This is a genomic window from Mesorhizobium sangaii, assembly GCF_014207355.1.
Taxonomy (GTDB): Bacteria; Pseudomonadota; Alphaproteobacteria; order Rhizobiales; family Rhizobiaceae; genus Mesorhizobium; species Mesorhizobium sangaii.
This window is the reverse complement of the sequence record NZ_JACHEF010000002.1, coordinates 1,123,180-1,136,574: the sequence shown is the minus strand read 5'-3', so window position 1 is coordinate 1,136,574 and position 13,395 is coordinate 1,123,180. Positions and strand designations below refer to the sequence as shown.

11 protein-coding genes and 1 pseudogene are annotated in these 13,395 nt (G+C 64.0%); 9 read left to right on the top strand and 3 right to left on the bottom strand.

Going from position 1 to position 13,395, the window contains the following annotated elements; all coding sequences use genetic code 11:
• Nucleotides 1-203 precede the first annotated feature (203 nt).
• The 5 genes and pseudogenes from aroA (at nucleotide 204) to HNQ71_RS14560 (ending at nucleotide 6,419) form a co-directional block, all read left to right on the top strand.
• Nucleotides 204-1,562, top strand: coding sequence for a 3-phosphoshikimate 1-carboxyvinyltransferase (aroA, locus tag HNQ71_RS14575; RefSeq protein ID WP_184873211.1), 1,359 nt, complete (start codon nucleotides 204-206; stop codon nucleotides 1,560-1,562).
• Nucleotides 1,559-1,837 (top strand): annotated as a pseudogene (locus HNQ71_RS35820) (DUF6881 domain-containing protein); the annotation flags it as partial. The gene aroA and the pseudogene HNQ71_RS35820, both read left to right, overlap by 4 nt.
• Nucleotides 1,838-1,867: 30 nt before the next feature.
• Nucleotides 1,868-2,518, top strand: a complete 651-nt coding sequence (cmk, locus tag HNQ71_RS14570; protein ID WP_184873210.1) for a (d)CMP kinase — start codon at nucleotides 1,868-1,870, stop codon at nucleotides 2,516-2,518.
• Nucleotides 2,519-2,726: 208 nt separating this feature from the next.
• Nucleotides 2,727-4,424, top strand: coding sequence for a 30S ribosomal protein S1 (rpsA, locus tag HNQ71_RS14565; RefSeq protein ID WP_013528183.1), 1,698 nt, complete (start codon nucleotides 2,727-2,729; stop codon nucleotides 4,422-4,424).
• Between the two features lie 228 nt (nucleotides 4,425-4,652).
• On the top strand, nucleotides 4,653-6,419 hold the full coding sequence (locus tag HNQ71_RS14560; protein ID WP_246461517.1) for a hypothetical protein: 1,767 nt from the start codon (nucleotides 4,653-4,655) through the stop codon (nucleotides 6,417-6,419).
• On the opposite strand, the gene HNQ71_RS14555 is transcribed toward HNQ71_RS14560, so the two are convergent.
• From HNQ71_RS14555 to HNQ71_RS14545, 3 genes are all read right to left on the bottom strand, one after another.
• Nucleotides 6,404-7,111, bottom strand: coding sequence for an SDR family NAD(P)-dependent oxidoreductase (locus HNQ71_RS14555; protein WP_184873208.1), 708 nt, complete (start codon nucleotides 7,109-7,111; stop codon nucleotides 6,404-6,406). The genes HNQ71_RS14560 and HNQ71_RS14555 overlap by 16 nt on opposite strands.
• A gap of 191 nt (nucleotides 7,112-7,302) precedes the next feature.
• Nucleotides 7,303-8,928, bottom strand: a complete 1,626-nt coding sequence (locus HNQ71_RS14550; RefSeq protein ID WP_184873207.1) for a 5-guanidino-2-oxopentanoate decarboxylase — start codon at nucleotides 8,926-8,928, stop codon at nucleotides 7,303-7,305.
• Complete coding sequence (locus tag HNQ71_RS14545) at nucleotides 8,925-9,773, bottom strand: dimethylarginine dimethylaminohydrolase family protein (protein ID WP_184873359.1); 849 nt, start codon at nucleotides 9,771-9,773, stop codon at nucleotides 8,925-8,927. The genes HNQ71_RS14550 and HNQ71_RS14545 overlap by 4 nt, the downstream gene beginning before the upstream one ends.
• Nucleotides 9,774-9,994: 221 nt before the next feature.
• On the opposite strand from HNQ71_RS14545, the gene HNQ71_RS14540 reads away from it, so the two are divergent.
• From HNQ71_RS14540 to HNQ71_RS14525, 4 genes are all read left to right on the top strand, one after another.
• A complete protein-coding gene (locus tag HNQ71_RS14540; RefSeq protein WP_184873358.1) occupies nucleotides 9,995-10,807 on the top strand; it encodes an ABC transporter ATP-binding protein in 813 nt (270 codons plus the stop codon).
• A 54-nt stretch (nucleotides 10,808-10,861) separates the two neighbouring features.
• A complete protein-coding gene (locus tag HNQ71_RS14535; RefSeq protein ID WP_184873206.1) occupies nucleotides 10,862-11,656 on the top strand; it encodes a transporter substrate-binding domain-containing protein in 795 nt (264 codons plus the stop codon).
• A 161-nt stretch (nucleotides 11,657-11,817) separates the two neighbouring features.
• Nucleotides 11,818-12,531, top strand: a complete 714-nt coding sequence (locus HNQ71_RS14530; RefSeq protein WP_343068172.1) for an ABC transporter permease — start codon at nucleotides 11,818-11,820, stop codon at nucleotides 12,529-12,531.
• Nucleotides 12,531-13,340 (top strand): ABC transporter permease, encoded by an 810-nt coding sequence (locus tag HNQ71_RS14525; RefSeq protein ID WP_184873205.1) that lies wholly within the window; start codon nucleotides 12,531-12,533, stop codon nucleotides 13,338-13,340. The genes HNQ71_RS14530 and HNQ71_RS14525 overlap by 1 nt, the downstream gene beginning before the upstream one ends.
• Nucleotides 13,341-13,395 lie beyond the last annotated feature (55 nt).

Here is a 13,395-nt window from a genome sequence, read left to right as displayed (position 1 = left end):
CCTTAACCACAGTTTGCAGCGCTGTCAAAGCGAAAAGCCGGCGTCACAAAACCATGCAATGAAAGGCCTCGCGTCGATGACGACCATGGGGGACGACCATGGGGGACGACCATGGGGGATGACCATTTCGGCCCGCCGTGATACGAGACCGCCGCAACAAATGAAAAGCGCCGGCCCGCCGGCATTCCGTCCAGGGAAATTCCATGTCTCACGCCGCCGCCCCAAAGTCGGCCACCGCCCGCAAATCACCAGCCCTTGCCGGCACGGCCCGCGTGCCGGGCGACAAGTCGATCTCGCACCGCTCCTTCATGTTTGGCGGCCTCGCCTCCGGCGAGACCCGCATCACCGGCCTGCTCGAAGGCGAGGACGTGATGCGCACCGGCGCGGCCATGAAGGCGATGGGTGCGCATATCGAGAAGCGCGGCGCCGAGTGGGTGATCCGTGGCACCGGCAATGGCGCGCTGCTGCAGCCGGAAGGCCCGCTCGACTTCGGCAATGCCGGCACCGGCTCGCGGCTGACCATGGGCCTCGTCGGTACCTATGACATGGAAACGACCTTCATCGGCGACGCCTCGCTGTCGGGCCGGCCGATGGGCCGCGTGCTCGAACCCTTGCGCCAGATGGGCGTTCAGGTGCTGAAGGCGACGCCCGGCGACCGCATGCCGATCACGCTGCATGGGCCGAAGCACGCCGCACCCATCACCTACCGGGTGCCGATGGCCTCGGCGCAGGTCAAGTCGGCGGTGCTGCTCGCCGGTCTCAACACGCCGGGCATCACCACAGTCATCGAACCTGTCATGACGCGCGACCATACCGAAAAGATGCTGAAGGGCTTTGGCGCCAATCTGTCGGTCGAGACCGACGAGCGCGGCGTGCGCCACATCTTCATCGAAGGCCAGTGCAGACTGACCGGCCAGACGATCGCGGTGCCGGGCGACCCGTCCTCGGCCGGCTTCCCGCTGGTGGCCGCACTGATCGTGCCGGGCTCCGACATCGTCATCGAGAACGTGCTGATGAACCCTACCCGCACCGGCCTGCTTTTGACGCTGCAGGAAATGGGCGGCAAGATCGAGATCCTCAATCCGCGCAATGCCGGCGGCGAGGATGTCGCCGACCTGCGCGTGCGTTACTCCGAGTTGAAAGGCGTCATCGTGCCGCCCGAGCGGGCACCGTCGATGATCGACGAATATCCCGTGCTTGCGGTTGCCGCCAGCTTCGCCGAGGGCGAAACGCTGATGCAGGGGCTGGAAGAGCTGCGGGTGAAGGAATCCGACCGGCTGTCGGCCGTCGCCAACGGGCTGAAGATCAACGGCGTCGACTGCACCGAGGGCGAGGCTTCCCTTGCCGTGCGCGGCAAACCGGGCGGAAAGGGCCTTGGCCGCCATCCCAACGGCCAGGACACGACGGTGCAGACCCATCTCGACCACCGCATCGCCATGAGCTTTCTGGTCATGGGGCTGGCGACGGAAAAGCCTGTCACCATCGACGACCAGGCGATGATCGCGACCAGTTTTCCGGAATTCATGGGGCTGATGAAGGGGCTGGGCGCGGAGATTGTATGAAATACGTCTACGTTCATTGGAAGCATGAGAAGGCAGAGGAGCCGTCTCATCTCTGGTATGAGATCGCAGACGATAAGTTTCAGAACCGAACAATAGAGTTCTATGCCGATGGGTCGGTCGGTTTCGCCGTTCGCAGCGAAGCCACGGATGGCTCAGATGATCTTGAAATCGGCGGCACAACAAACTCCACCGAGGGTTTTCCAGATGTTGAAGAGATCAATTCGGACAAAGAATTCGAAGCTCTGGAGATCACGGCAGCCGAGTTCGATCAACAATGGCGCAAAGCGCTTGCGTCACGACGTCATATGACGAGGCTCCTGACCATCGCCATCGACGGCCCGGCCGGAGCCGGAAAAGGCACGCTGGCTCGGCGGCTTGCCGACCATTACCGTCTGAACCTGCTCGACACTGGCCTTACCTATCGCGCGGTGGCCTACGCGCTGATCCAGCACGCGCTGCCGCTCGACAATGTCTCGGCGGCCGAAACCGCTGCACGCCAGGTCGATCTGGCCAAGCTCGACCGGTCGGTGCTGTCGGCGCATGCGGTCGGCGAGGCGGCCTCGAAGGTCGCGGTTTTCCCGACTGTGCGGCGCATCCTGGTCGAAAAGCAGCGCGCATTTGCCACGACGCCGCCGGGCGCCGTGCTCGATGGCCGCGACATCGGCACCGTCGTCTGCCCCGACGCCGACATAAAACTCTATGTAACGGCGAGCGCCGAGGTGCGGGCGCGGCGGCGACTGGCCGAGATCGAGAGCATCGGCGGTACCGCCGATTTCACCGAGATCCTCGCCGATATCGTGCGCCGCGACGAGCGCGACATGGGCCGCGCCGACTCGCCCTTGAAGCCGGCGGCAGACGCGCACTTGCTTGATACCAGCGAAATGGCTATAGAAGCCGCGTTTCTTGCGGCCATGGCGATCATCGACGACGTGCTGGCCAAGAGAGACAAGGCCTGAGCCGGGTTTTTCCCTCGTGTTTCCGTTGTCGGAGGCGAAGAAAATACCCATATCGGGCACGAACCAGCCTGCCAGCATTCTTCATGCGCCGGAATTGCCGCTTAAAGAGCGGCCCAGGGCTTTTGTAGCCCGGAACGCCGGCAGGCCAACGCAACGCTAACCCACGGCGCCCGTCCCGCGACAGAAGCGGGGCATTCCAGGAGAAACAATGTCAGCTGCAAATCCCACTCGCGATGATTTCGCGAGCCTGCTCGAAGAATCATTCACCACAGGTCATTCCGGCGAAGGCCAGGTCGTCAAGGGCACGATCACGGCCATCGAAAAGGACATGGCCATCATCGACGTCGGCCTCAAGGTCGAAGGCCGCGTGCCGCTGAAGGAATTCGGCGTCAAGGGCAAGGACACCACCCTCAAGGTCGGTGACACCGTCGAAGTCTATGTCGAGCGCATCGAGAACGCGCTTGGCGAAGCGATGCTCAGCCGTGAGAAGGCCCGCCGCGAAGAGAGCTGGGTCCGTCTCGAAGAGAAGTTCACCAAGGGTGAGCGCGTTGAAGGCGTCATCTTCAACCAGGTCAAGGGCGGCTTCACCGTCGACCTCGACGGCGCCGTGGCCTTCCTGCCGCGCAGCCAGGTCGATATCCGCCCGATCCGCGACGTCTCCCCGCTGATGCACAACCCGCAGCCCTTCGAGATCCTCAAGATGGATCGCCGCCGCGGCAACATCGTGGTGTCGCGCCGCACCGTGCTCGAGGAGAGCCGCGCCGAACAGCGTTCGGAAATCGTGCAGAACCTCGAAGAAGGCCAGGTTGTCGAAGGCGTCGTCAAGAACATTACCGACTACGGTGCGTTCGTCGACCTCGGCGGCATCGACGGCCTGCTGCATGTCACCGACATGGCATGGCGCCGCGTCAACCATCCGACCGAAATCCTCAACATCGGTCAGACGGTCAAGGTGCAGATTATCCGCATCAACCAGGAAACCCACCGCATCTCGCTCGGCATGAAGCAGCTCGAGAGCGATCCGTGGTCCGAGATCGGCACCAAGTTCCCGATCGGCAAGAAGATCAAGGGTACCGTCACCAACATCACCGACTACGGCGCGTTCGTCGAGCTGGAGCCGGGCATCGAAGGCCTCATCCACGTTTCGGAAATGTCGTGGACGAAGAAGAACGTGCATCCCGGCAAGATCCTGTCGACGACCCAGGAAGTCGACGTGGTGGTGCTCGAAGTCGATCCGGCCAAGCGCCGCATCTCGCTCGGCCTCAAGCAGACGCTCGAGAATCCGTGGCAGGCTTTCGCCAGCAGCCATCCGGTCGGCAGCCAGGTCGAGGGCGAGGTCAAGAACAAGACCGAGTTCGGCCTGTTCATCGGCCTCGAAGGCGATGTGGACGGCATGGTCCATCTCTCCGACCTCGACTGGACCCGTCCGGGCGAGCAGGTCATCGAAGAGTACAATCGCGGCGACATGGTCAAGGCGCAGGTGCTCGACGTCGACATCGACAAGGAGCGCATCTCGCTCGGCATCAAGCAGCTGGCCAAGGATACGGTCGGCGAAGCAGCGACGAGCGGCGAACTGCGCAAGAACGCGGTCGTCACCTGCGAAGTCATCGGCGTCAAGGATGGCGGTCTGGAAGTGCGGCTGGTCGACAGCGGCATCGAGACCTTCATCAAGCGCTCCGATCTGAGCCGTGACCGCGACGAGCAGCGCCCCGAGCGCTTCACCGTCGGCCAGAAGGTCGACGCGCGCGTCATCGCCTTCGACAAGAAGACCCGCAAGCTGCAGGTCTCGATCAAGGCGCTGGAAATCGCCGAAGAGAAGGAAGCGGTCGCCCAGTACGGCTCGACCGACTCCGGCGCTTCGCTGGGCGACATCCTGGGTGCCGCGCTGAAGAAGCAGGGCAGCTAAGTCATCTGCCCCCACCGCTTGCGCGGTGGTCAGTTCAAGCCCCGCCGGAGCGATCCGGCGGGGTTTTTCTTTACGGTAAGATAAACTTCCTCGGGTATTTGCCAGTAATCCGAGGAGAGGCTTTCCATGCGCAATGACGACGATTGTCCCGCTACGGGCTCTTCGTGGTTGCCGCGTCTCTACATCGGGTCACCGGCCTTGTTCTGCCTTTGCGGAATGGCGATCTTGATGGCCGTCCTCTGGTCCCTGGGCTTCCAGCTCAATGGCGACGTGGACGACCTGGTCAAATTGCATGAAGTCCGCACATTGCTTGAAACGGGCAACATCTTCGACCGGTTGCTGCCCGGTGTTGCCCAGCCAGAGCCCTATGTCTCGCATTGGCCATGGATCGTGGACCTTCCCTATGCCGCCTTCGCGCGCCTGCTGATGCCGTTTGCCGGCTTCGAGCCGGCGCTGACGATGGCAAGCTTTGCCGTGCCGCTGCTGCTGCTTGCGCCGGCGCTCTATTTCTACAATCGGCTGGTGATCGCAGTGGGCTTTGCCAACCCGGCCGTTGCATTGCCGCTGGCTCTGATCTTTGCCGCGCGCAGCTTTTTCGAATATGCCCCGGGACGGATCGACTACCACAATCTGCAAATACTGCTTCTGCTCGCGGCCCTGGTCTTGATGTTGTCGCAAAACCGCGTCGCTGCCTTCATCAACGGGCTGCTGGCGGCCTTGGCGCTTGCCATCAGCGCCGAGTTCGCGCCGTTCTATGCTCTGGTGATGGCGGTCTATGCCTTTGACTGGATCTTCGGCAGCGAACGGGGTGCCGACAGGATCGCTGGCTTCGGGCTGGCATTGGCCCTGGGCGGGCTCGGCCTGTTCGCCGCGATCGTACCGCCTTCAGCCTATTCCGCCGTCAGATGCGACACCTATTCGACGCCGCATGTGACGGCACTCGTCGCGGCCGGACTTTCATTTGCCGTGGTGCCTTTGCTTGTCGGCCGGCGCGGCGGATGGGCGACGCGGACGGCAATCTTGCTGATGTTCGCGGCCGCCAGCGCGGCGGCGCTGGTGGTGTTGTTCCCGCAATGCCTGGCCGGCCCTTATGCTTCGCTCGACGCCTATGTACGCGACAACATGCTCAACAGGATCCCTCAGGAACTGAGCCTGTTCCGGCGCCCTGATTTCGTTTTGTCGGACAGCTTTCCCAGCATGGCGTTGCTGTTCGTCGGCGCGCTCGCCCCGGCAGTCATCTGCCTCAATCCGCGGAGCCGAAGCCGGCCGCTGGTCATCCTGGCGCTGTTCTCGCTGCTCTCGCTGGCGCTGGCGATCGGCTACTTCCGATACTTCCGCTATCTTCCGGTCTTTTCCGGTATCGGTCTGACCTTCGTGCTGGCGAGTTTCCTGCCGCCAGATGTGGGACTGGGGCGCTATTTGAAATCACGCGTGCCGGTGGCATCGCCACGATACGCGTTGATCCTGCCCGGTCTGGTTTTGTCCGCGGCGATGGCGCTGTACCACCTGTCGGCAAGACCATCCCAGGCAGCCATTCCCGCCGCCGAGTTCGCTGACAGTTGCGATCTCAGGCACGTTGAACCGCAGGAGGGTTGGCCTGCGGGCGCCGTCGTCCTGACGCCACCGTTGATCGGAGCGCATCTTCTGGCTCTTGCCGAAGGTCCCAAGGTGGTGACAATCCCCAACCACCCGTCGGCTCAAGGGATCGAACGGAGCTATCGCTTCCTTGATCCTTCGACAACCGACCCGCGCGCGTTTCTCGACGCGTCCAAGGCGACGCATGTCGCGCTTTGCGGGTGGAGAGGCCCACCGTCGCTAGAACTCGAAACCACCTATCCATTCGCGGCAGCGCTGATGGAGGGCCACCCGCCGTCATGGCTCAAGGAGTGTCCGACGGATGCTACCTCGCCGCTGCGGCTGTACAGCTACCGCAACGCCGATGGATCGGACGCCACCTGCCCTGTTTCTGCGGTTCCTGCTCAGGCCCTGCCGTAGAGCGGCACCAGCGTTCCGCTCATCGCCTGATTGGCTGGCGAGGCGAGATAGGCAATGGCTTCGGCCGCCGCTTCGAGACTGACCCATCTGGTGACGTCGGCATCCGGCATATCGGCACGGTTTGCCGGCGTATCGAGCGTCGATGGCGCCACGGCATTGACCAGGATGCCCTTGCCTTTCAACTCCTCGGCCATCGCCACCGTCATCGCCGCCACCGCGGCCTTGCTGGCCGCGTAAGCGACCATGCCGCTGCCGCGCCGCGGGTCGAGCCCGGCGCGCGCCGTGACATTGACGATGCGGCCCGCGATGTCCGACGCCAGCATCGAGCGCACCGCCGCGCGGCAGCACAGGAAGGCGGTGCGTGCATTGGTGTCCATCATTTCGGCAAAGGATGCCGACTCGATCTTTTCCACCGGCGCCGCGGTGAAGCCGCCGGCCAGGTGGATCGAACCCCACAGACCTGGAACCTGGCTGTAGAACGCCTCGACCTTGGCGGAGTCCGAGAGATCGACATTGTGCACCAACTTGACGCGGTCATGCTCGGTAAAGGGGAAATGCCCGGGCGCCGCGGCATGGGCATTGGGCACATGGCAGATCGCGCCCTCACTCAGCAGTTTGCCGACGACCGCACCACCGAGCGCCCCGGTGCCTCCGGTCACGACAATGTGCCTGCCTTCAAGTGTTTCCGTCATCCTGGACCGCTCCTGTTATTTTTTTGATTGTGTCGTTTGTTACGCCGCCCGACGCAGAGCGTCGCGCCTTTCGCACCATCACTCAACTGATATCTCGACATGGCAGTTGTTGCGTCTTTGCATGCATCGGCCTGTCGGCCAGCCGGATCCATGCCGGCTTTGGCACATGAAGCACGTTGCGCCGCCACTCTTCAGTCGACTGTGATTTCGATGACGCGCGGCAGGCCGGTTGCCCGGGCGCGTTTCAACGCGTCCGCCAGAGCGTCGATATCGGTAAGCCGTTCCGCACCAAGGCCGTAGGCTTCGGCCAGCTTGCAGAAATCCGGCGGCGCCGGCGACACGCCGACAGGCTCGACGCCGACATCGAGCATCGAGGTTTCGATCTCGCGGTAGCCGCGATTGTTCCAGACGACGAAGATGACCGGTGCCTGGGCATCAAGCGCGGCGCCCAGTTCCGGTAGCGTGAACTGGAAGCCGCCGTCCCCCGTGAGGCAGACGACCGGCGCATCGGGCACGGCAAGGGCGGCGCCGATCGCCGCCGGCGGGCCGTAGCCGAGCGCGCCGAAACCGGTGGCGGCATTGAACCAGCCGCCGGGGCGGTCATGGTCATAGTAGAGGTTGGCGGCATAGATCGGCTGCGTCGAATCGCCGACGATGAGCGCACCCGGCAGCGTGTCGCGGATCACTTCCACGGCGCGCACCTGCGACTGCATCGTCGGACTGATCTCGGCAAAGGCCGCCTCTCGTGCAGCGGCGGCGCGCGACGGTCCGCCCTCGCTTGCCTGGACATGGCTGATTTCCAGGAGCAGCGCTTCGAGCGCCTCGGCGCAATCGGCCAGAATCGAAACCGTCGCCGGGCGGCGGGCAAGCTGGTCTGCGCCGATATCGATGCGGATCAGATTGGCGGGCAGGACGAAACCGCCGTCGCTGTAGCCGTCATAGTCGGTGGGGCCGAACTCGGTGCCGGCGGCAATGACCAGATCCGCTTGCGCCATCAGGGCCCGCACTGCCTTAAGGCTTGGACTGGCCGGCACGCAAAGCGGATGGGCATGCAGGAGGCCGCGCGCATTGGCGGTCTCGACGACCGGCGCGCCCAGCCGTTCGGCCAGACGCCGCAATGGCGCGTCGGCGCGTTTGGCGCCGCCGCCGGCCAGGATCAACGGAGAGCGCGCGGCGGCGATGAGTTTGGCCGCGCTGGCAATTGCGGCGCCGGACGGCGCTGGCGGTGCCGCATTGCTCAGCATGGCAGCGATGCCATCCGCTGGCTTGACCATGACGTCGGTCGGGATTTCGATATGCACCGGGCCGGGCCGGGCCGATGAAAACAGCGCGAAGGCCTGCGCCAGCGCGCCGGGCAATTCACTGGCATCGGTGACCCGCTGCGAAGACAGCGCCACCTTCTCCATCATGCCGCGCTGGTCGGGCAGTTCATGCAGATGGCCCAGGCCCTTGCCCAGCGTTGGGGTGGCGTTGACGCCTGAGATCACCAGCATCGGCACCGAATCGGCGCGCGCCTGTCCCATGGCGGTGATGGTGTTGGTCAGGCCCGGTCCGGTGATGACGAAGGCGACGCCCGGCCTGCCGCTGGCGCGTGCATAGCCGTCGGCCATGAAGCCGGCGCCCTGCTCGTGGCGCGGCGTGACATGGCGGATTTTCGAGCGCGCCAGCCCCCGGTAGAGTTCGACGGTGTGCACGCCCGGAATGCCGAAGACCGTGTCGACACCATGGGCTTCGAGCAGCGAAATGAGCGCCTCGCCGACGGTCGTCCCAATGGTGTTCCCAAGGGTGGTCCCAGTCGTGGTCCCAATGGTGGTCATTGGCGCAGCACCGGTCGCGTCAGGCAGGTCGGGCCACCCTCGCAAGCGATGCAGAGCGCATCCGCCTCGAAGGTCGAAACCGTGCAGCCGGCCGCCTGCATGGCAGCCGCCGTCCTGGGGAAGCCTGCGACGGCGATAACCTGGCGTGGCGCCGTCGGCAGCACATTGAGGCTGAGCCCGTTGGAGGCATGGAACTCACCGGCATCGCCCTCGACCAGTGTGATGCCGCGCCCTTTCAGCATCTGGTAGAAGGCGGCCGGCAGCAGAGGCGCGTAGACCAGCGCTAGATCGTCGGCGAGCGGACTGATCACCGACATCAGGTGCAGGCAGGCCTCCTCGCCGTGCCAGAGCGGCAGATCGAAGCCGAAAACCGAAATGCCCTTGGGCGACAGCAGGTTGGCGAGCTGCTGGATGCCATCCTGGTTGGTGCGCACGCCACGGCCAACGGCCAGCGTGTTTGCATCCACCCAGACGCAGTCGCCGCCTTCCACCTGGCCCGGATCATCGATGCGGCCGAGGATGGGAATGCCAAGGCGCTTGTAGGCTGCTTCGTGCAGGCCGGGCTCGGTCCGGCGCAGCGCCTTGCCCATGGCAAGAATGATCGCGCCGTGATCGGTCATCAGCGAAGGATCATGGGTGAAGACCGAATCGGCCAGCCCGTCGTCGGCATCCGTCAGCCATTCGACCTCGGCGCTGGAGGCAGAAACCAGCTGCGTCAATCGCTCATGCTGGGCGGCGGCCTTTCCCGGCTCGAAGCCCGGGCCGTAGTGCCATTCCTGCGCCCTGGCATCACGCATGGCGCTGGCGGCGGACCGCATAAGCACGCGTTTCAGCGGTCCGGCCATGGACTGCGACCCGTATGATTTGCCCACTCAATTCTCCCGAGACGTCCGTTGCCGCCACTAACCACTACGGCAAGCTGTGATCAATAGTCCAAAAAACCATGGTTGACGGAGGCAAGCGGAACGGTCCATCTTGAGCATGGGAACTCTGTCCAGTGACGGGTAATGGGTAAAAGAATCCAGCAGCGACGGGCTCGACCACTCCGCGGAGCGTCGAAGGGATGATGGCGCAAAGCGCCGTCCCCGTTCTGAAACACACGGCGCAGGGCGGCGCCGCCGAAGCCATCCATGTCGAAAACCTCCACAAGCGGTTCGGTGAGCTGCATGTGCTGAAGGGCGTCTCGCTGTCGGCCCGCGACGGCGAGGTCATCGCCATCATCGGTGGCTCAGGCTCGGGCAAATCGACATTGCTGCGCTGCATCAACTGCCTGGAGAACCCGACCAGCGGCATCATCCGCGTCAATGGCGAGGAGATCAAGCTGAAGGCCGACAGCCACGGCCACACGGTTCCGGCCGACCGCAAGCAGATCGAGCGCATCCGCTCCAAGCTCGGCATGGTGTTCCAGAACTTCAACCTGTGGAGCCACATGACGCTGATCGAGAACGTCATCGAGGTTCCCGTGCATGTGCTTGGCGTCCAGCGCGACGTGGCGATCCGCGAGGCCGAGAAGCTGCTCGCCCGCGTCGGCCTGGCCGAAAAGCGCGACGTCTATCCGGCCTATCTGTCGGGCGGCCAGCAGCAGCGTGCCGCGATCGCCCGGGCGCTGGCCATCAATCCGCGCGTGATGCTGTTCGACGAGCCGACCTCGGCGCTCGATCCCGAACTGGTCGGCGAGGTGCTGAAGGTGATAGGCGACCTGGCGCGCGAAGGCCGCACCATGGTGCTGGTCACCCACGAGATGAAGTTCGCCCGCGAGGTCGCGACGCATGTCGTCTATCTCTACAATGGATTGGTCGAGGAAGAGGGACCGCCGGAGCAGATCTTCGGCGCGCCCAGATCCGAAAGGCTCAAGCAGTTCATCCGCAACATCGGCTAGGACGGGCCGAGACGGAAGAAAACCGGGAACCAACAACAAACTGGGAGTCATGAAATGAAGACTGTTCTGAAGACATTCGCCGCAGCGCTGCTGCTGGGTGTCGCCGCCATGGGCGTGGCCAAGGCCGATCCGGTCAAGATCGGCGTCGCCGCCGAGCCCTATCCACCCTTCACCTCACCGGATGCTTCGGGCAAGTGGGTTGGCTGGGAGATCGATTTCATCGACGCCGTCTGCGCCGAAGAGAAGCTCGACTGCGTCATCACCCCGGTCGCCTGGGACGGCATCATCCCGGCGCTGACGACAAAGAAGATCGATGTCATCGCCAGCTCGATGTCGATCACCGCCGAGCGCAAGAAGACGATCGACTTCTCCGACAAATATTACAACACGCCAACCGCGATCATCGGTCCCAAGGACCAGAAATTCGGGCCCGCGCCCGCGGACCTCAAAGGCAAGGTCGTCGGGGTTCAGGTGTCGACCGTGCATGCCGTCTACGCCAAGAAGCACTTCACCGAGGCGGCCGAGATCAAGGAATACCAGACCCAGGACGAGGCCAACAACGATCTTGCCGCCGGCCGTCTGGACGCGGTGCAGGCCGACTCCATCGCGCTTGGCGAATTCCTCAAGTCGGACCAGGGCAAGGCGTGCTGCGATCTCAAGGGCATGGTGGCTCCGGACGATGAAGTGCTCGGACCGGGCGTCGGTGCCGGCGTGCGCAAGGAGGACACCGAGCTGAAGGACAAGATCAACGCCGGCATCAAGGCCATCCGCGCCAACGGCAAGTATGACGAGATCTCGAAGAAGTACTTCGATTTCGATATTTACGGCGGCCCGACGCAGTCGAACTGATATCGCCGACGCATGAGCAACAACCGCACGGCATCGCGCCGTGCGGTTTCGCCGAAACCCGTCCAACACACGCTTTCCGCTGACGAGAATTGACAGCGGCGGACGCCAGCAATTCGGGGACGACGCTGATCGACGCCCTTCTTTCGGCCTCCGCGGCCGGCATCATCGAGCTTCTCTCGCCCTACCCGCCGGGCTGGGGCGGAGCTCTTTTGGTTGGACTGCTCCATTCGATCGAGATCGCGCTGGGCGCCACGTGCCTCGGCCTTCTGATCGGCACAGCCGGCGCCTATGGCAAGCTCTATGGCGGGCCGGTGGTGCGCGATCTCTTGGCGGTCTACACCACCATCGTGCGCGCCGTGCCCGAACTGGTGCTGATCCTGCTGCTGTATTATGCCGGAACCGACCTGATCAACCAGGCGCTGACGGCAATGGGCTACCAGCGCGTCGACATCAGCGGCCTTGCCGCCGGCATCGCCGTGCTCGGCTTTGTCCAGGGTGCCTATTCGACCGAAGTGATACGCGGCGCGATCCTGGCCATTCCGCAAGGCCAGATCGAAGCCGCCCGCGCCTATGGCATGTCTCCCGGCCTGCTGTTGCGGCGCATCACCTTGCCGGCCATGCTGCCCTTCGCCATACCGGGCCTCGCCAATCTCTGGCTGATCGCCACCAAGGACACCGCGCTGCTGGCGGTCGTCGGATTCTATGAACTGGCGCTGGCAACGCGGCAGGCGGCGGGCGTCACCAAAGCCTATTTCACCTTCTTTTTCGCCGCCGGCGTGCTCTATCTGCTGCTGTCGCTGTTTTCCAATCTGATCATCGGCCGTATCGAGGCCTGGTCGCGGCGCGGCATGCCTTCGCTCAAGGAGGCGCGCTGATGCCTGGTGAAGCGGCCATCATCAATGTCGTTGCGCGAACGTCATTGTGGCTGCAGCCGCACCGCATCGTGCTGATCCTGATTGCACTCGGCCTGGTCCTGGGGGCCACCTTTTTCATGCGCTGGGACTGGCTGCCGCAATATTATGAAATGGGATTGCTGGGCATCTGGCGCTCGCTGTGGATCCTGGCCGTCACCTGCGTGTTGGGCTTCCTGCTCGCCGTGCCGCTGGGGCTGGCGCAGGCGACCGGCTCGTTCTGGTTCGCAGCACCCGCCAAGGTCTTCTGCACGGTAATCCGGGGCACGCCGCTGCTGATCCAGTTGTGGCTGCTCTATTACGGCCTCGGCTCGCTGTTTCCGCAATATCCGTGGATCCGCGAATCTTGGATGTGGCCGTATCTCCGGCAAGCCTGGCCCTACGGCGTGCTGGCGCTGACCCTGTCTTTCGCCGGTTATGAGGGCGAGGTGATGCGCGGCGCCTTTGCCGGCGTTCCCAAGGGCCAGCTCGAGGCCGCCCGCGCCTTCGGCATGACCCGCTGGAAGACATTTCGGCGCATCTGGCTGCCACAGGCGTTCTACCGGGCGCTGCCGACGCTGACCGGCGAAACCGTGCTGCAATTGAAGTCGACGCCGCTGGTGGCGACGATCAGCGTCATCGATATCTTCGCCGTTTCGTCCAAGGTGCGGCAGGACACCTACCTCACCTACGAGCCCCTGCTGCTGCTGGCGCTGATCTACATGACGATCACCGGTATTCTGGTCTTCGCCTTCAGCAGGATCGAGGCGCGGATCCCCAACAAGATCGGCTAGTGAGGTGCGTGGGGCGAATAGCGGGTAGAAGCGGCGCGCCGCATCCTCTATTCAC